At 68.6% G+C, this 17,116-nt stretch carries 16 protein-coding genes; 8 read left to right on the top strand and 8 right to left on the bottom strand.

Going from position 1 to position 17,116, the window contains the following annotated elements:
• Positions 1 to 4: 4 nt before the first annotated feature.
• A complete protein-coding gene (locus OH146_RS11275) occupies positions 5 to 604 on the top strand; it encodes an NADPH-dependent FMN reductase (RefSeq protein ID WP_265160814.1) in 600 nt (199 codons plus the stop codon).
• A gap of 75 nt (positions 605 to 679) precedes the next feature.
• On the opposite strand, the gene OH146_RS11270 is transcribed toward OH146_RS11275, so the two are convergent.
• Both OH146_RS11270 and OH146_RS11265 read right to left on the bottom strand, forming a co-directional pair.
• Complete coding sequence (locus tag OH146_RS11270; protein WP_265160812.1) at positions 680 to 1,069, bottom strand: VOC family protein; 390 nt, start codon at positions 1,067 to 1,069, stop codon at positions 680 to 682.
• A complete protein-coding gene (locus OH146_RS11265; protein ID WP_265160810.1) occupies positions 1,066 to 1,347 on the bottom strand; it encodes an ArsR/SmtB family transcription factor in 282 nt (93 codons plus the stop codon). The genes OH146_RS11270 and OH146_RS11265 overlap by 4 nt, the downstream gene beginning before the upstream one ends.
• A gap of 58 nt (positions 1,348 to 1,405) precedes the next feature.
• Between OH146_RS11265 and OH146_RS14055 the strand changes: the two genes are divergently transcribed.
• The gene (locus OH146_RS14055) at positions 1,406 to 2,122 is read left to right on the top strand and encodes an RNase H family protein (RefSeq protein WP_265160807.1); all 717 of its coding nucleotides are present in this window, start codon (positions 1,406 to 1,408) and stop codon (positions 2,120 to 2,122) included.
• Between the two features lie 42 nt (positions 2,123 to 2,164).
• On the top strand, positions 2,165 to 3,520 hold the full coding sequence (locus OH146_RS11255) for an APC family permease (protein WP_265160805.1): 1,356 nt from the start codon (positions 2,165 to 2,167) through the stop codon (positions 3,518 to 3,520).
• Here the strand turns inward: OH146_RS11255 and OH146_RS11250 are convergent.
• Both OH146_RS11250 and OH146_RS11245 read right to left on the bottom strand, forming a co-directional pair.
• Positions 3,504 to 3,881: a hypothetical protein gene (locus OH146_RS11250; protein ID WP_265160803.1), complete on the bottom strand. Its 378-nt coding sequence runs from the start codon at positions 3,879 to 3,881 to the stop codon at positions 3,504 to 3,506. The genes OH146_RS11255 and OH146_RS11250 overlap by 17 nt on opposite strands.
• 1 nt (position 3,882) lies before the next feature.
• Positions 3,883 to 4,164: a hypothetical protein gene (locus tag OH146_RS11245; protein ID WP_265160801.1), complete on the bottom strand. Its 282-nt coding sequence runs from the start codon at positions 4,162 to 4,164 to the stop codon at positions 3,883 to 3,885.
• Between the two features lie 151 nt (positions 4,165 to 4,315).
• Here OH146_RS11245 and OH146_RS11240 point away from each other — a divergent pair, with 151 nt between their 5' ends.
• The 3 genes from OH146_RS11240 to OH146_RS11230 are packed head-to-tail and all read left to right on the top strand — an operon-like array spanning position 4,316 to position 8,359.
• On the top strand, positions 4,316 to 6,928 hold the full coding sequence (locus OH146_RS11240) for a DEAD/DEAH box helicase (protein WP_265160799.1): 2,613 nt from the start codon (positions 4,316 to 4,318) through the stop codon (positions 6,926 to 6,928).
• Positions 6,929 to 6,969: 41 nt separating this feature from the next.
• On the top strand, positions 6,970 to 7,788 hold the full coding sequence (locus tag OH146_RS11235; protein ID WP_265160797.1) for an alpha/beta fold hydrolase: 819 nt from the start codon (positions 6,970 to 6,972) through the stop codon (positions 7,786 to 7,788).
• A gap of 7 nt (positions 7,789 to 7,795) precedes the next feature.
• Positions 7,796 to 8,359, top strand: a complete 564-nt coding sequence (locus tag OH146_RS11230; protein WP_265160795.1) for a TetR-like C-terminal domain-containing protein — start codon at positions 7,796 to 7,798, stop codon at positions 8,357 to 8,359.
• A gap of 112 nt (positions 8,360 to 8,471) precedes the next feature.
• On the opposite strand, the gene OH146_RS11225 is transcribed toward OH146_RS11230, so the two are convergent.
• The 4 genes from OH146_RS11225 to OH146_RS11210 form a co-directional block, all read right to left on the bottom strand.
• Positions 8,472 to 8,822: a hypothetical protein gene (locus OH146_RS11225; protein ID WP_265160793.1), complete on the bottom strand. Its 351-nt coding sequence runs from the start codon at positions 8,820 to 8,822 to the stop codon at positions 8,472 to 8,474.
• 400 nt (positions 8,823 to 9,222) lie between these two features.
• A complete protein-coding gene (locus tag OH146_RS11220; protein WP_265160791.1) occupies positions 9,223 to 11,712 on the bottom strand; it encodes an ATP-dependent Clp protease ATP-binding subunit in 2,490 nt (829 codons plus the stop codon).
• A 126-nt stretch (positions 11,713 to 11,838) separates the two neighbouring features.
• Positions 11,839 to 12,210: a YccF domain-containing protein gene (locus OH146_RS11215; RefSeq protein ID WP_265160789.1), complete on the bottom strand. Its 372-nt coding sequence runs from the start codon at positions 12,208 to 12,210 to the stop codon at positions 11,839 to 11,841.
• A gap of 145 nt (positions 12,211 to 12,355) precedes the next feature.
• Positions 12,356 to 15,832, bottom strand: coding sequence for a TM0106 family RecB-like putative nuclease (locus tag OH146_RS11210; protein WP_265160787.1), 3,477 nt, complete (start codon positions 15,830 to 15,832; stop codon positions 12,356 to 12,358).
• Between the two features lie 126 nt (positions 15,833 to 15,958).
• Between OH146_RS11210 and OH146_RS11205 the strand changes: the two genes are divergently transcribed.
• Entirely contained in the window at positions 15,959 to 16,324 is a 366-nt protein-coding gene (locus tag OH146_RS11205; protein WP_265160785.1) for a VOC family protein, read from the top strand.
• Position 16,325: 1 nt separating this feature from the next.
• Complete coding sequence (locus OH146_RS11200; RefSeq protein WP_265160783.1) at positions 16,326 to 16,973, top strand: dihydrofolate reductase family protein; 648 nt, start codon at positions 16,326 to 16,328, stop codon at positions 16,971 to 16,973.
• Positions 16,974 to 17,116 lie beyond the last annotated feature (143 nt).

Raw genomic sequence — 17,116 nt, 5'->3', positions numbered from 1 at the left:
CACCATGGCTGAGATGCCCGAGATCCACCACCACGAACCGCCCTACACGGTCGGCTACTTCGTCGGCAGTCTTGCGACGGCATCCATCAACCGCACCCTGTCGAAGGCGCTCATCCGACTCGCACCGCAGCAGTTGGAGTTCACCGAGATCCCGATCGCGAACCTGCCCCACTACAGCTGGGACTACGACGACAACTACCCGCCGGAGGGCCGGGCGCTCAAAGAGGCGCTCGCGGAGATCGACGCCGTGCTCTTCGTCACCCCCGAATACAACAGAGCGATCCCCGGGGTGCTCAAGAACGCGATCGACTGGGCGAGCCGCCCCTACGGGCAGAACTCCTTCACTCGCAAACCCTCCGCCGTCATCGGGGCGTCAGTGGGGGCGATCGGCACGGCCGTCGCGCAGCAGGACCTGCGCAGCATCCTGAGTTACTGCAACTCGCCGCAGATGAACGCACCAGAGGCCTACATTCACCTGACGCCGGGGCTCATCACCGACGAGGGCAAGGTGACGGTGGAGTCGACGGAGGAGTTCCTGCGCGGCTACATGAACTCCTTCTACGAGTTCATCCGGCGAGCGCTCACCGTGCTGCCGCGCGACTGAGCCGGCGGGACTGCGCAAGGGGCCGTCTTCCGCGCTCGATGGCCCGTATGCGCAGTCTCGCGACCCACGAGCTCGTCAGCCCGTGAACTGCGCGAGCTGGAGGAGGTTGCCGCACGTGTCGTCGAAGACGGCGACCGTGACGGGGCCCATGTCGGTGGGTGGCTGTGTGAAGGTCACCCCCGCCGCGACGAGGCGCTCGTACTCGGCCTGGATGTCGTCGACCCCGAGCACGCAGAAGGGAATGCCGTCGGCCACGAGGGCGTCCGTGAAGGGCACGACCGCCGGGTGACCCTTGGGCTCGAGGGAGACCTGCGTGCCGTCGGGGCGGTCTGCCTCGACGACGGTGAGCCAGCGGTGCTCCCCGAGGGGGACATCCGCGGCGACCGCGAAGCCGAGCACGCCCGTGTAGAAGTCGAGCGCCCTCTGCTGGTCGTCGACGAAAATGCTGACGGTCTGAAGTTTCATTGCTGCGCCTTTCGGAGGGGCCACCGCTCGGCGATCTCCGCCAGCGGGGCGGTGTTGATGGTGTGGAGTTTGTAGCGCCCGCGGCGCTCGACCCGCACGAGTCCGGCGGATTCGAGCACGCCGAGGTGCTGCGACACGGCCTGGCGGGTCGGTGTCAGGTCGTGGTTCATGGCGAGCTTGGTGCACAGTTCGAAGAGTGTCTGTTCGTCGCGCTGCATCAGCTCGTCGAGGAGGAGCCTCCGCGTCTCGTCGGCGAGGGCCTTGTAGACGTCGGTCATGGCACGACAATAGGCAAGTGAACACTTGCATGTCAAGGCCCGCGGCTACCATTGCTCCATGACGATCATCGCCGCCGCAGACGGCTCGGCCCTCGGCAACCCCGGCCCGGCGGGCTGGGCCTGGTATGTCGACGACGGATGCTGGGATGCCGGCGGCTGGAAGCACGCGACGAACAACCAGGGCGAGCTGAAGGCCGTGCTCGAGCTCTTCCGCGCCACCGCCCACCTCGACGACGATCTGCTCGTGCTGTGCGACAGCCAGTACGTCATCAACTCCGTCACCAAGTGGATGCCCGGCTGGAAGCGCAAGGGCTGGCGCAAGGCCGACGGCTCCCCCGTCATGAACGTCGAGCTACTCAAGGAACTCGACGAGGCCCTCAACGGCCGCGACTACGTCTTCGAGTGGGTCAAGGGACACGTCGGGCACGAACTCAACGAGGCAGCGGATGCTCGTGCCCGCGCCGTCGCGGAGGCGTACCGCCGCGGCACCGCCATTCCCACCGGGCCCGGCTTCACGGCGGGGCACACGGTGAGCAGGCCCCGCCCGGTCATCACGCCCGAGGTGCCGGCGGCGCTCTCGCGGGACGCCGAACCCGAAGTCGACCCCGCACGCGACCCCGCGCTCTCGGCGGAGGACGACGCGCTCTTCACGCTCGACGAGCCCACGTGGCATCCGTTCACCGTGTCGCTCACGGAGGACGAACACGAGCGCCTCCACCGTCGCGCGCGCGACCGGGGCATCACACCCGAGGAGCTGCTCCGCAGCCTGATCTAGACACCATTGCCGAGTCACCCGGTCGGGCCTAGCGTCTGCCGTATGACCTCACCCTCTGGAGTCGCCACGCCGCCCGCGAGCGCGGGCCTCAAGCGCAACATCTCCGGCCTGTTCCTCTTTCTCTTCATCCTCGGCGACGTGCTCGGGGCGGGGATCTACGCCCTCGTCGGGGTGATGGCCGGCGAGACGGGCGGCGCCATCTGGGTGCCGCTCGGCATCGCCCTCGTGCTGGCGCTCCTCACCGCAGGCTCCTACGCGGAACTCGTCACCAAGTACCCGCGCGCCGGCGGTTCGGCCGTCTTCGCGGAGCGCGCGTTCCGCACTCCCCTCGTCTCCTTCCTCGTCGGCTTCTCGATGCTCTCGGCGGGCGTCGTGAGCGCCGCCGCCCTCGCGCTCGCCTTCGCGGGCGACTATCTGAGCGTCTTCATCCAGATCCCTCCCGTGCTCGGCGCCATTCTCTTTCTCGTGCTGGTCGCCCTCGTGAACCTCCGCGGCATCAAGGAGTCGATGCAGGCGAACTTTGTCATGACCGCGATCGAGCTCACGGGCCTGTTGATCGTGCTGATCTGCGTCGCGGTCTTCGTGGGCGGCGGCAACGGCGATCCCGGCCGACTCACGGAGTTCAACCCCAACACCACGCCATTCTTGGCCGTCATGGCCGGCGCCCTGCTCGCCTACTACTCCTATGTGGGATTCGAGACCTCGGCGAACATTGTGGAGGAGATTCGCGACCCCGCCCGCGTGTACCCCCGCACCCTCTTCGCGGCGCTGATCACCGCCGGTGTGCTGTATATGCTCGTGGCCGCGGCATCCACCATCACGCTCGCCCCCGAGGAGCTTGCCGACTCCACGGGCCCGCTCCTCGCGGTCGTTGAGGAGACGGGGGTCGCGATGCCTTCGTGGCTGTTCAGCGCGATCGCCCTCATCGCGGTCGCCAACGGATGCCTCCTCACGATGATCATGGCGAGCCGCCTCACCTACGGCATGGCCAAGCAGCACCTGCTTCCGGCCCCGCTCGGCAGGGTGCTCCCCCGTCGCGGCACGCCCTGGGTCTCGATCATCGTCACGACGATCGTCGCGATGGCGCTGACGTTCACCGGTGACCTGTCGACCCTCGCCAACACGGTCGTGCTACTTCTGCTCTTCGTGTTCCTCAGCACCAACGTCGCGGTACTCGTGCTGCGCCGCGACAAGGTTGAGCACAAGCATTTCACCGTGTGGCGCGTCATCCCCGTGCTCGCCGTGCTCTCGTGCATCGGGCTCATGACGCAGCAGAGCGGCGAGGTGTGGCTGCGCTCACTCATCCTGCTGGGGGTCGGTGTTGTGCTCTACTTCGCGACGCGCTGGTGGACGAAGCGCGAGACCCCGGATGCTGCGGACGCTACGACAGCGCGATGACGAGAGACGCCGCGGCCAGCACGACGCAGACGGGCGTCATGACGTAGCGCTCGGGCTTCGAGCGTGAGATGGCGTTCATCAGGATGCCGAGAGTGAAGTAGGCGAAGAGCACCCACATCGCGACATCCGCCACTGCATCGGCGAACACATCGATCACGCCCACCTTGTCGAGCACGACCCCCGCGAAGAGCACGTAGAGCACGATCGAGACGACACTGCCCACGCGGAGCTTCGTCGGCAGCACGCGGTACTGGCCGCCCCACGCGAAGCGCCCGAGGGGTGCGCCCGCGATGAGGGCGAGCTGGAACACGGCGAGCGCCGCGAGGATGACCAGGATGAGGACGGCCGCTACCCCCGCCACCTCAGTCGCGCCGGTTCAGGTGCTCGATGACACTCGCGTCATCGTAGGGCTCGACCGCGTCGACATATTCCGGCCCCGCCGGGTAGACCAGCACGGGCACACCAGCGACCAGCTGGATGCTCACATCGACGAGCATCTCGGGGTCGTTCGTGTAGCAGCGCACCGTGAAGAACTCGCCGAAGGGGCGGCCCGACTCCACCAGGTGGTTCACGTAGCCGATGAAGGCCTCCGCGTAGCGGTCGGAGACCGTGAAGGAGCGGCCGTAGTAGTCGATGCGTTTCATGCTCGCACTCTATCGGCGCGGCGGGCACCCGAGGCGACGGCGAGGTGAGCACTGTTCGAACAGATTGCCCCCGGGTCCCATCATCGTGTTGTGGTGACGGAGCGGCAGACGCCTGAACCCTGGCGTCGGATGCTCGTGACAGACTCGGGGAGTGCCCCCGCTGACCTCGCCTGACGACGCCTGGCGAGACCGCCTTGAGGCACTCCTCGGTGCCGCCGCCCCCGAGGAGGGTCGCGCCATGGCGTTGCAGTTCGAGCTGCGCGAAATCATCCCTCCTGCCGTGCGCCGCTGGGGCGGTGCCACCGCGCGCACCGTGACGAAAGACGCGGCCATCGTGGGCGAGGTTCGCCTCGCGGTGCGGCCCGTCGCCCGCAGCACGAGCGGCAACTGGACGCGCGCCGAGCTCTCGTGGAGCAACCTGCCGTTCAAGGCGAGCGCCGCCAACCTCGACGAGGCGCACCACGCCTGGTTCTCGCAGTTCGCCGCCCTGCACCGGCCCGTCCGCGAGGTCTACACGGGCCGCGACGGGGACTGGCTGCACCTCGACGACTTCCAAAGCCCCCTCCTCTGGCACCTGCTAGCGGATGCCGCGGCTCTCGGCATCGCTTTTGTGGGCAGTTCTGGCGGCAGCCGGGGCGCCGAGGTCCACCTCGACGGCTCGTGCTCACTCGCACTCGACGCCTCCGCCGGGCCCGACGGGGGCCTGAGCCTGCGGCCCCGCGTCGACTTCGACGGCGTCGAGGTGGAGGCCTCGAGCATCGGCACGGTGGGCGACCATGGTCTCTACCGCTACGAGCTGTCGCCGCCACGGTTCGAGCTCGCGCCCCTCGACCGGCTGCTGACCCCCGAGCGGAAGGCGCTGCTGGGGCAGGACGTGATCGTCGTGCCCGCGGCATCCGCGGGGTCGATCGCCGACTACCTGCCCGAGCTGCAGCGGCGGGTTGGGGTGACGAGCACGGATGCGACGGTGCCCGTGCCGGCGCCGGCCGAGCCTGTGCGGGTCACGGGCGAACGCGAGAACCCTGAGCCGCCGCAGCTCATCGTCAAGACAGTGCCGACCGACCAGCCCGACTGGTTTGACCTCGGCATCATCGTGCGGGTGGGCGAGTACGACATTCCGTTCGGGCCGCTCTTCAAGGCCCTCGCGAAGGGGCAGACGAAGTACAAGCTCGTCGACGGCACGCACCTCAACCTGCGTCTGCCCGTCTTCGACCGCCTGCGCGAGCTCATCGGCGAGGCGCAGGATGTCGCGGAGTGGGAAGTCGCCCCGCGCATCAGCCGCTACCAGGCGAGCCTCTGGTCGGACTTCGAGGATCTCGCGGACGAGACGGAGGAGGCGGTCGAGTGGCGGGCCGCCGCCCGCGGTCTCCTCGATGCGGAGGCCATCCCGCGCGTCGAACCACGCGTCAAGGCGGAGCTGCGCCCTTACCAGCAGGAGGGGCTCGACTGGCTCGCATTCCTCTACGGGCATGGAATGGGCGGCGTGCTGGCCGACGACATGGGTCTCGGCAAGACGCTCCAGACGCTGGCCCTGTTCGAGCACGCCCGGGGCGACGGCCCGTTCCTCGTGGTTGCTCCGACCTCGGTCGTGTCGACCTGGGTCGCCGAGGCGGCGCGCTTCGCCCCGGGTCTACGCGTGCAGGCGGTCGACTCGACGGGCGCGTCATTCGGTGATGCCGACATCGTCGTGACCTCGTATGCGCTCTTCCGCATGGACTTCCTCACCTACCGCTCCGTGACGTGGGCGGGCCTCGTGCTCGACGAAGCCCAGTTCGTCAAGAATCACGCCGCCCTCGTGCACCGCTGCGCGCGCGACCTCGTCGCTCCCTTCAAGCTCGCCATCACGGGCACCCCGCTCGAGAACAACCTCATGGAGTTGCGGGCGCTCTTCGCGATCGTTGCGCCAGGGCTGTTCCCCTCGGCGCGGCGCTTCGCGGAAGAGTACGTGCGGCCGATCGCGAGCGGAGAGCGGGAGCGACTCGAGCGCCTGCGCCGCCGCATCCGCCCCCTCATGCTGCGCCGTACGAAGGACCTCGTCGCCGCCGACCTGCCCGAGAAGCAGGAGCAGGTGCTCACGGTCGAGCTGCAACCCGAGCACCGCCACCTCTATGACACCGTGCTGCAGCGTGAGCGGCAGAAGCTCTTCGGGCTCATCGACGACGTCGACCGCAACCGCATGATCATCTTCCGCTCCCTGACACTGTTGCGGATGCTCGCGCTCGACGCCACCCTCATCGACCCCGCTCACGCGGGAATCCCGTCGAGCAAACTCGAGGTCATGCTCGAGCAGTTGCAGGAGGCGACGGCCGAGGGGCACCGCGTGCTCGTCTTCAGCCAGTTCACCTCCTACCTCGGCATCGTCGCCGCCCGGCTGGATGCTGCGGGCATCCGCCACTCGTACCTGGACGGGGCGACGCGCCGCCGCGGCGAGGTGGTCGACGGGTTTCGCGAGGGCGACGCATCCGTGTTCCTCATCAGCCTCAAGGCGGGCGGTTTCGGGCTGACGCTCACGGAGGCGGACTATGTGTTCCTGCTCGACCCGTGGTGGAATCCGGCGGCGGAGAACCAGGCGATCGACCGGGCACACCGCATCGGGCAGCGCCGCAATGTCATGGTGTATCGGATGATCGCCGCCGACACGATCGAGGAGAAGGTGCTCGCGCTCTCGCGACGCAAGGCGGCGCTCTTCGACTCGGTCGTGGATGCGGGAGAGGCCTTCTCCGACCGGCTGACGGCGGAGGACATTCGGTGGCTGATGGAATAAAACTATTGTGCTTAGCTGATTCGCTATGTAGCTTAGTTTCCATGACGACTGAGACACAGCATCTGCGCCGGGACGGACTCGGCGCGCTCGCCTACGACGTGCAGGGCGAGGGCCCCCTCCTCCTGCTGGTGCCCGGCATGGGCGACCTACGCGGCACCTATCGCTTCCTCGCCCCCGTGCTCGTCGCCGCCGGCTATCGAGTCGCGACGACCGACCTGCGCGGGCACGGCGACAGCGAGGCACACTTCCCCGCCTATGGGGACATCGCCACCGCGTCTGACATTGCCGACCTGATCCGCGAGCTCGGCGGGCCCGCCGTCGTCGTCGGCAACTCGATGGCGGCAGGGGCGGCCGTGATCGCGGCGGCCGAGCATCCGGAACTGGTCAGCGGCCTCGTGCTCGTCGGCCCCTTCGTGCGCGACCCCGGCGTCGGTGTGGTCAAGACGCTGCTCTTCCGGCTGCTGATGGCGCGCCCGTGGGCGGTCGCCGCCTGGAAGGCCTACCTGCCCACCCTCTACGCGGGGGCACAGCCTGCGGACTTCGACGAATATCGCGACGCGGTCGTGGCCAGCATGCGTCGCCCCGGCTACGCGCGCGCATTCAGCCTCACCACCCGCACCGAGCACGCCACGGCGGAAGCGAAGCTGCCCGCCGTGAGCGCGCCGACCCTCGTTGTGATGGGTGAGAAGGATCCTGACTTTCCCAACCCGCGGGCCGAAGCCGAGTGGGTTGCGGCAGCCCTGCGGGGTGAGGTCGCGATGGCGCCGGAGGCGGGGCACTACCCGCACGCACAGCAACCGGAGCGGGTCGCATCCGCGGTTCTCGGCTTCCTCCGCACGCTGGCAGGTCAGCGTGCCTAGGGCCGGATTGAATACTGCGACGGTCGTCGAGCGGGCTGCCCAGATGCTCGACGACCCAGGCGCGGGAGAGCTGAGCCTCGCCTCCGTCGCGGAAAGCTTCGGTGTGCGGCCGCCCTCGCTCTACCGCCACGTCGACGGACTGCCCGCCCTGCGCCGGGCCATCATGCTGCGCGCCAAGGAGGAACTCGCGCAGGAGCTCGGCCGCGCCACAGTGGGCCTCTCTCGCGATGACGCCGTGCGGGAGTTGGCTGGCGCCTACCGACAGTGGGCGCTCGCGCACCCCGGCCAGTACCCGCTGACGGTGCGGGCGCCCCGGCCCGGCGACGAGGACGACGCGGCCGTGTCATCCGCGATCCTCGAGGTCGTGTTCGCGGTGCTCGCCGGCTACGGGCTGCGTGAGGATGATGCGGTGGATGCTACGCGTTTCCTCCGCTCGGCACTGCACGGTTTCGTCGCGCTCGAGACGGGCGGGGCGTTCGAACTCCCCGTCAACGTGGAGCAGAGCTTCACCCGCCTCACGGACAGCGTCGCGGCCGCCCTGACGAACTGGTCGTCGGCCCGCGGGAACTGACGGGAACGCCCTGCTTGCGCGGGTGGCGCCGCCCGCGTGGATGGCACCGCTGTGACGGAGCGAGACCACCCGCGTGGGTGGCGCCGCCCCGGCGGAGCGGTGCCACCCACGCTCAGCGCGCGTCGACCGGTTCTGCGCCGAGCTGCGCAACGAGGCTGTGCACGAGACCCTGCACGAGATCGAGTTCGCCCCGGAGGCGTTCCACCTCGGCGCGGACCCGCTCCAGCTCGGCGTCGAGCGCGACCTCGTAGCGGTCGTCCCGGGCCGGGAGCGTGCCCCGGATGATGTGCGGGTAGCCCGCGTCGAGCGCGAGCCAGTCGCCGACCGCGATGGCGGCACCGCTGCGGTTGCGGATGGTGCGGGGCCCCTCTGCGGTAATGACACGAAGGATCGCGCCGTCGACGCGGAGCACCCGGGCGGGAATGCTGAAGGGCGGAAGCTGGTCGGCGCTCCACCCGGTCATGGGAAGGCTGGTCTCATTGGAGACGTGCTGGCTGGACAATCTGTTACCTCATCGTTCGTGGCGGCTGCGGCGCCTGATGAGGCGCGCGTCTAGCGGGGGGAAGGAGTTGTGGGGAGGGGTCGTCGGGCACAGATCTTCGCTTCGATAAACATGTGCTTCCCCTCCTTTCTCTCTTCTCGTGCGACCACGGGGAATGGCCGGCTTCGCGACGTGGATGATTGTGCTGCGCTCGCTTTAGGCGACGCGAAGCACGAGATTAGCGGATGTCGGAGGGTCTACGCAAGCATTCTCCGGAACGTTCTTCTGGCGTGCAGTTTCTCTGCATACGGACGATCTTCGGCGGACGCGAAACGGCCCTCCCCGGGAGCCGGGAAGGGCCGTGTCACGCGGACGGGTGCGACTAGGCGGCGACGGGTGCGCGCTCCCCCGTGACGATGAGCTGCCCGTCGTCGAGGCCGACCGTCGCTGTGTCGCCCTCGCTGAGGGTGCCCGCGACGAGCAGCTCGGCGATGCGGTCCTCCACCTCGCGCTGGATGACGCGGCGCAACGGCCGCGCACCGTACTCCGGCTCGTAGCCGGTGTCGGCGATCCAGTCGACGGCGTCGGGCGCGACCGACAGCTCGATGCCCTGCGCGGCGAGCCGAGCATCCGTCGCCTGGAGCTGCAATCGCACGATCTCGTGCAGCTGCTCCCGGCTGAGCTTCTGGAACAGCACGATCTCGTCGATGCGGTTGATGAACTCGGGGCGCATCGCCTCGCGAACCTTGCCCATGACGCGAGCCCTGACATCCATCGACTCCTCCCCAGGGGCGGCGAAGCCGATCGTTCCCGAACGGGAGGCAAGGAACTCGGAGCCGAGGTTCGAGGTCATTACGATGACCGTGTTGCGGAAGTCGACCGTGCGACCCTGCCCGTCGGTGAGGCGTCCGTCGTCGAGCACCTGCAGCAGCAGGTTGAAGACGTCGGGGTGTGCCTTCTCGATCTCGTCGAGAAGCACGACCGAGTACGGGTTGCGGCGCACGTGTTCCGTGAGCTGGCCGGCCTCGTCGTAGCCGACATAGCCGGGAGGGGCGCCGACGAGGCGGGAGACGGTGTGCCGCTCACCGAACTCGCTCATGTCGTAGCGCAGCATGCGCGACTCGTCACCGAACAGCGACGCAGCAAGCGACTTGGCAAGCTCCGTCTTGCCCACACCGGTCGGGCCGAGGAACAGGAAGCTGCCCACCGGCCGGTTCGGGTCGCCCATGCCGGTGCGGCTACGGCGGATCGCGCGGGCGATCGCGGCGACCGCATCATCCTGGCCCACGACACGCTCGTGCAGCTCCTCCTCGAGGCGGGCGAGGCGGCCGCGGTCGCTCTCGGTCAGGCGGGACGCGGGGATGCCCGTTGCGCGGGCGATGACCTCCGCGATCTCGGTCTCCGTCACCACCGGCTCGGGGGCGTCGCGAAGTTCGGCGATCCGGTCGCGAAGAGCGGATGCCTCCTCATAGCGTTCCTCCTCGACGGCAGCGTCCTTGGCTGCCTCCAGTTCGCCGAGCGTCTCCGCGGGGAGCGCCCCGCTGCGCAGCCGCAGCCGTGCCCCCGCCTGGTCGATCAGGTCGATCGCCTTGTCGGGCAGCTGCCGTTCGGTGAGGTAGCGGTGCGAGAGTTCGACGGCGGCGCGGATTGCGGCATCCGTGTACCTCAGTCCGTGGTGGTCCTCGTAGCGCCCGCGCAGGCCAAGGAGGATCTGCTCGGCATCCTCGACGCTCGGCTCGCCGACGTGGACGGGCTGGAAGCGGCGGGCGAGGGCCGGGTCCTTCTCGATGCGGCGGTATTCGCTGAGCGTCGTCGCACCGATCATGTGCAGGTCCCCGCGGGCGAGGCGGGGCTTGAGGATGTTGCCCGCATCCATTCCCCCGGCGTCGCCGCTGCCACCCGCGCCGACGACCGTGTGCAACTCGTCGATGAAGACGATCAGGTCGGGGTTGGCGGTGATCTCGTCCATGATCTTCGTGAGCCGCTCCTCGAAGTCGCCGCGGTAGCGGGTGCCGGAGAGCATGCCTGCGAGGTCGAGGCTGACGACGCGACGGTCGCGAAGCTGCTCGGGAACGCCACCGTCGACGATGGCTTGGGCGAGCCCGTCGACGATCGCCGTCTTGCCGACCCCTGCCTCCCCGATCAGCACGGGGTTGTTCTTTGTGCGGCGGGAGAGGATCTCGATGACCTGCTCGATCTCGTCGGCGCGGCCGATGACCGGGTCGAGGCCGCCCATGCGGGCGCGCTCGGTGAGGTCGATCGAGTACTCGTCGAGCGTGGGCGTGGCGCTCTCCGTAGCGTTGTTCGCCGCAGTCTTCGGCGCGGTCTGCCTCGCCGTGTGGCTTTCGGATGCTGCGGCGGTCTCCCGCAGCGACTGCGGGGTGACGCCGTTCCGGGCGAGCACTTGGCCGGCGGCCGCGTCCTGGGCGGCGACCATGACGAAGAAGAGGTGTTCGGGGTCGATGTAGGTGGAGCCGAAGGCGCGGGCGGCCTGGTGGGCTTCGAGGAGCGCCCGCTGGGCGGACGGCGTCAGGGTCGGGGCATCCGCCGGGGTGATGGCGGGCCCGTCGGCGGGGAGGCGCTGCTCGAGCGTGTCGACGATGTCGATGCTGCTCGCTCCAACGGCGTGGAATGCCTCTTGAATGGCGGGTTCGTCAGCAAGGGCGCGCAGGATGTGCAGGGCGTCCAGCTCACGGTGACCGTGCTTGCCTGCGAATCCGGTGGCCCGCGTGAGCAGCTCGCTCGTGCGTCGACTGAGCAGGCGGGTGATGTCTATGGGGCGACCGGCGTTGGCGCGCTGGCCGTTCAGGTATGCGGCAAGGAACTCGTTGAACGAGTCACTGTCGACAGGTCCTCCGAAGTACGTAGGCAAGGTTTCCTCCTGGCTGGGGTTGAGTGCCTTCGACTCAAGTCAACGCCAGGGACGCTTGGATATTCCTTATGCGGACGGTTTTTTGGCCGTCGGCTGGCTCCGTGTCAGTGTGCGGCTGACGCTTCTCTACCGGTCGACAATGGCTTTGCCGAGCGGCATGAGGGCGACGGGAACCATCTTGAAGTTCGCGATTCCGAAGGGGATCCCGATGATGGTCAGGCAGAGAGCAATTCCGCTTGCGATGTGGCCGATGGCGATCCAGATGCCCGCAAGGATGACCCACACGATGTTTCCGAGCAGGGAGCCGAGACCGGCGGTCGGCTTGTCGATGACTGTCTTGCCGAAGGGCCACAGGGAGTAGACGCCGATTCGCCAGGAGGCGATCCCCCACGGGATGGTGACGATGAGCACGCACATGATCACGGCCGCGAGGGCGTAGCCGAGGAACAGCCAGAGACCCGAGAGCAGCAGCCAGATCACGTTCAGGATGGTCTTCATGGTGTTCCCAGTGTGACAGGTGGCAACAGAGCACCGGCTGGGTCACCTTGCAGAGAATCTCTGCAAGCCGCAAGTGGCATACGGAAAAGGCGGGTCTCCTCGGCGGAGCTGTTGTCGCCTGTGGGGCTTGTGCGGGAGCGAGGGGTCATTCCACGAGCGTGATGAACGCGCTCAACTCGGCGACCCCGTGGGGGGTGGCCGGCAGGTATTCGGTGAGGTGCGGTGAGTGCACGAGGTAGGCCGCCCATTGTGCGCGCGAGATGGCGACGTTGAGGCGGTTGCGCATGAGCAGGAACGCCATGCCGCGCGGGGCCTCGACCGGTGAGGATGCCGCGAGGGTGACGATCGCGATGACCGCCTCCTGGCCTTGGAACTTGTCGACTGTGCCGACCCGCACGTCGCCGTAGCCTGCCCGCGCGAGCACCCCGTGCACGAGTGCGACCTGCGCGTTGTAGGGCGACACCACGATGACGTCGTCCTGCGTGAGCGGGCGCGGGTCACCGTCCGCCCAGGTGCGGCCGAGCACGTGTTCCACGATGCGCAGGACTTCGGATGCTTCCTCCCCCGACTCGACCGCGTTGCCCCAGTGGTCGACGGGCACGGGGTGGAGGCCTGCCTCGATTCCGTCGAGGTGGCGAGCCGCGGCATCCGGGTGGGAGTGGAGCGCTCCCGCGTAGGAGAGCGTGGAGACGGGGGCGGTGACGGCGGGGTGCATGCGGCGGCTGGCGGCGAGGAAGTAGCCGAGCTCGGCGGGGAGCACGTCGTGGCCGTCGCTGATCCAGCCGAGGGCTGAGCCATCGATCGGTTCGGGGTGGGTGCCCTGGCTGACCTGCGGCAGCTGCTGCGGGTCGCCGAGGAGGAGCAGGTTGTGTGCGGCGACACTGGCGGCAATGGTCGAGGCGAGCGAGAATTGGCCGGCCTCGTCGATGACGAGCAGGTCGAGGGAGCGGCGCGGGATGCGGGCCGGGTTGGCGAGATCCCAGGCGGTACCGCCGATGACGTACCCGCGGGGGTTGCTCGCGGCGAAGAGCAGGTGGCCCTCTTTGGCTAGGGCCGTGAAGGGGCAGTCCTCGCGTTCGGTGACTTTGCCGACGCGGGAGGCGTCGAGGCCGGCTTTTGAGACGACGGCGCTGAGCACGTTCTCGACGACGGCGTGGGATTGGGCGACGACGCCGATCTTCCAGCCGTGCTTCTCTACGAGTTCCGCGATGACGTGGGAGGCGAGATAGGTCTTGCCCGTGCCCGGCGGGCCCTGCACCGCGAGGTAGGAGTCGTCGAGGTCGAGGCAGGCGGCGGTGACGGCGCGGATGTAGTCTTCGTCACTCGCGTCGGGCAGCGTGCCCGCGACCGTGCGGGGCGGGGTGCGGCGCAGGATGTCGACAGCCGCGTCTTTGGGCCAGGGCCCGTCGCCGTCGGTGCCGCGCGAGTCGACGATCGCTTGCGCCCACTCCTCGATCGCTGGTCTCTGTTGGCCTGCGGGCGGCGGCGTGCCGGGTGTGAGGGCGACGGGGAGCACGTCGTACCGGGGGCAGTCCGCGCGGAGGGTTTCTTGGATTAGCGCGCTGTCGTCGTCAACCTCGAGCACGGTCACCTGCTTGGCGCTGCGGGCGCCCGGTTCGGCCCGGGGGTCGGTGAAGGGGGCGGGTTGCTCGTAGAGGGCGAAGGGTCCGCTCATCCCACCCGGCTTGACGCTCGAGCCGGGGCCCCACGTGCCGTGGAGGCGGACGACGCGGCGGTCGGTGCGCTGCCGCCCTTCGCGGTACCAGTCCGTCTCGACGCTCCCCCGGTCGACGATGAAGACGTCTCGGGTGTCAGCCCACTCCTGGATGGGGGCGACAAGACGGCTGAAGTGGCCCCACCAGAAGGTCTTCTGTTCGCGGCGGTGGTAGTCGATCGCGGCGGCGGCGAACGCGGCGGCTCGCTCGTCCGCCGTGCGCTCGTGGTGGCCGTCACCGGCGAGGCGCATGAGGGCGTCGTGGAGCGGGGAGGGCTCAAGCTCGAGGAGTTCGGGGGTGGCGGCATCCACTGTTGGCTCGATGTGTTCCTCGTCGGCGAGCCCGAGCAGCCAGTCGCGCAGGCGGAGGGTGGAGACACAGTCGTAGCGGTTGTAGTCGGCGATGTCCTCGAGCTTGCGTGCGAATCCCGCGTCGTCGCCCGCGTCGCGAAGTTTGACGGCCGCAGCGTATTCGACGATTGAGTCGGCCGCGTTGGTGACCCCCTCTGAGTCACGCAACTCCGAACCCATGTAGAGCGGTTCGAGCTTTTTGATGGAGTAGGAGCGGCTGCCGACGCGGAGGGCACGGCTGACGATCGGGTACAGGTCGACGAGCACGTGCTCGCGCAGGAGTTGGTCGACCTCGTCTTCCCCGCTGCCGTGGCGCGCGGCGAGTTGGGCGAGGTGCGTGCGCTCATAGGACGCGTAGTGGTAGATGTGCATGCCCGGGTTCCGGCGGCGGCGCTCAGCTACGTCTTCGAGGAAGGCCCGCAGCGCCTGCTTCTCTTCCGCGAAGTCGTGCGCCCAGTAGGCGGTGAATTCGCCCGCGCTGTCGACGTAGCCGAAGAGGTAGTCGAGCCCCCACCGGCTGCTGTCGCCCTCCGTGTAGAGGGGGTCGCCTTCGAAGTCGAAGAAGATGTCGCCGGGGTCGGGAGCGGGGAGCGCCGAGAGGGCTGCGGGGTCGACGACCTTAAACGGCGGGGCCGCGTGTTCGGCTATGTCGTCCATCGCCTGCAGCTGCAGCTGCGCTTGCGCACGAAGCCCTGCCAGCGTGCTGTCGGCGATTCCTTCGACGGAACCCGTGCTGGCGGCGAGCTCGTCGATCGTGCGGATGCCGGCTTCCGCGAGGCGCACGTGCTGCGTGACGCGAAGGTTCGCGACGAGAAGCACGTCGCGGCTCGCCTGCACTTCGGCGTCGCACACGTCGCAGCGCCCGCAGATCGTGTACTCGGGGTCACCCCATTCGACGGCGGATGCTGCGGCCATCCGCTCTCGGATGATCCTGTGCAGCCGCTCCCGCCGCCTCCGATACACGGGGGCGATGTCGGCGACGCTGTGCGGGCTGACGCGCCCGTCGCCGAGGATGAGCTCAACCGTGTCGCTCACGGGCACGCCGATGCGCGCCATCTGCTCCGCGTAGGCGGCGAGCTGGAGCAGGGCGGTCACTTTCGCGCTGCGGGCGAGCTTGGTGTCTTGCACGATGTAGCGGCCGTCCTCGCCGCGCACGATGAAGTCCGCAAACCCGAGGAAGGCGATCTCGACACCCTCGACAGGCGTCCCGCGCTCGTGGAACGTCGCCTGGAAGACAACGTCAGCGCCGCCCTGGAAGGCGCCCAGAGTGGCGGATGCCGCGGCATCCAGTTCCTCAGCGGAGCGTGCGTTGACCCGCGCGATCTCGACGACCTCGCGCTCCTCTTTGTAGGCGGCGAGCACGCGCGCCTCATGCTGGTCACCGAGCGTGCTCGTGCGCTCGAGCATCGCGTCTGGCTCGACGTCGAGCTCCTCGATGCGCCCCAGCCGGGCGTCGAGCGCACGCACGAAGGCGAACTCGCACTTCGATGCAGCGGTGAGGTCGCTCGCGCTCGTGTAGACGACCGTGTGGCCGTCGGGGGCGGTGGTCAGGAACATCCGTATCTCTCTTTGGCGCCTCGTGTGACGCCTAGAAGAAGGCTAGCGGCGGCATCCGACATCGGAACGCAACAGTGTCTGGCCCCACCTCTAGCCACTGTCGGATGCCGCTGCTACCGTGCTCCCATGTCGCCGCAGCCGCTGCACCATTCCATCAATTACATCGAGCTGACCGTCACCGATTTGGGTGCCGCCAAGGCGTTCTATTCGTCGGCGTTCGGTTGGTCTTTCAACGACTATGGTCCCGAGTACGCGGGCATCGTCGCCGCCGACGGCGTGGGCGAGGCAGGCGGACTGGCTCCGGCCACCGAGCCGCGCCCCGCCGGCGGACCGTTCGTCATCCTGTTCTCCGACGACTTGGATGCCACGGCGCAGGCGATCACGGAAGCGGGCGGCCACATCACGCAGGGCCCGTATGAGTTCCCGGGCGGCCGCCGCCTGCACTTCGCCGACCCGAGCGGCAACGAGCTGGGCGTGTGGGCGGAGCGGTGACGTGAGCCGCACCCGCGTCCACAACTTCTCGATCTCCCTTGACGGTTTCGGCACGGGAGAGGGGCTGTCGCTCGAGCAGCCGTTCGGCCATGCCGGCCACCGTCTGCACGAGTGGATGATCGCCACCCGTTTCGGTGCGCCCATCATGGGGCGCAATGACGGCACCTCGGGCGTCGACAACTCCTTCGCCCAGCAGCACGAGCCGGGCATCGGGGCGGAGATCATGGGCGCGGGCAAGTTCGGCCCGCCCGGGTGGCAGGACGATCCCGACTGGCGGGGCTGGTGGGGCTCGAACCCACCCTTCCACACCCCCACAATCGTGCTGACTCACCGCCCACGGCCGCCGATCGAGATGGAGGGTGGCACGACTTTCCACTTCGTGGAGGCGTCGCCGGCGGATGCGCTGGCCGCCGCCCGCGAGTACGCGAACGGCCGCGACATCCGTATCGGGGGTGGTCCGACGGTGGTGCGGGACTTCCTCGCGGCGGGCCTCGTCGACCACCTGCACCTGGTTCAGGTGCCGATCGTGCTGGGCCGGGGTGTGCGCGTGTGGGAAGGGCTTGAGGGGCTCGAGGCCGACTACGACGTCGAGGTGGTGTCGGCGCCCAGCGGTGTCACTCACCTGACGTTCGAGCGCAGGCTGCTGTAGATCTCGGCATCGCTTAGCTGGCAGAAGGACGGCACCGGATGCTCGGCGACCGTGTTAACGCGAAATGGCCACCCCTGCGTTGGGGTGGCCATTTCATCGAAGAAGTCCGGCGGTGTCCTACTCTCCCACAGGGTCCCCCCTGC

The sequence above is a fragment of the Homoserinimonas sedimenticola genome, from assembly GCF_026094475.1.
In the GTDB taxonomy this organism is placed as follows: domain Bacteria; phylum Actinomycetota; class Actinomycetes; order Actinomycetales; family Microbacteriaceae; genus Homoserinimonas; species Homoserinimonas sedimenticola.
This window is presented reverse-complemented; position numbering and strand designations above follow the sequence as displayed.

Excerpts from the sequence above, each read along its gene's own strand:
- OH146_RS11275 (WP_265160814.1), top strand. The coding sequence starts at position 5 with ATGGCTGAGATGCCCGAGATCCACCACCACGAACCGCCCTACACGGTC.
- OH146_RS11270 (WP_265160812.1), bottom strand. The coding sequence starts at position 1,069 with ATGAAACTTCAGACCGTCAGCATTTTCGTCGACGACCAGCAGAGGGCG.
- OH146_RS11265 (WP_265160810.1), bottom strand. The coding sequence starts at position 1,347 with ATGACCGACGTCTACAAGGCCCTCGCCGACGAGACGCGGAGGCTCCTC.
- OH146_RS14055 (WP_265160807.1), top strand. The coding sequence starts at position 1,406 with ATGACGATCATCGCCGCCGCAGACGGCTCGGCCCTCGGCAACCCCGGC.
- OH146_RS11255 (WP_265160805.1), top strand. The coding sequence starts at position 2,165 with ATGACCTCACCCTCTGGAGTCGCCACGCCGCCCGCGAGCGCGGGCCTC.
- OH146_RS11245 (WP_265160801.1), bottom strand. The coding sequence starts at position 4,164 with ATGAAACGCATCGACTACTACGGCCGCTCCTTCACGGTCTCCGACCGC.
- OH146_RS11235 (WP_265160797.1), top strand. The coding sequence starts at position 6,970 with ATGACGACTGAGACACAGCATCTGCGCCGGGACGGACTCGGCGCGCTC.
- OH146_RS11225 (WP_265160793.1), bottom strand. The coding sequence starts at position 8,822 with ATGACCGGGTGGAGCGCCGACCAGCTTCCGCCCTTCAGCATTCCCGCC.
- OH146_RS11215 (WP_265160789.1), bottom strand. The coding sequence starts at position 12,210 with ATGAAGACCATCCTGAACGTGATCTGGCTGCTGCTCTCGGGTCTCTGG.
- OH146_RS11210 (WP_265160787.1), bottom strand. The coding sequence starts at position 15,832 with ATGTTCCTGACCACCGCCCCCGACGGCCACACGGTCGTCTACACGAGC.
- OH146_RS11205 (WP_265160785.1), top strand. The coding sequence starts at position 15,959 with ATGTCGCCGCAGCCGCTGCACCATTCCATCAATTACATCGAGCTGACC.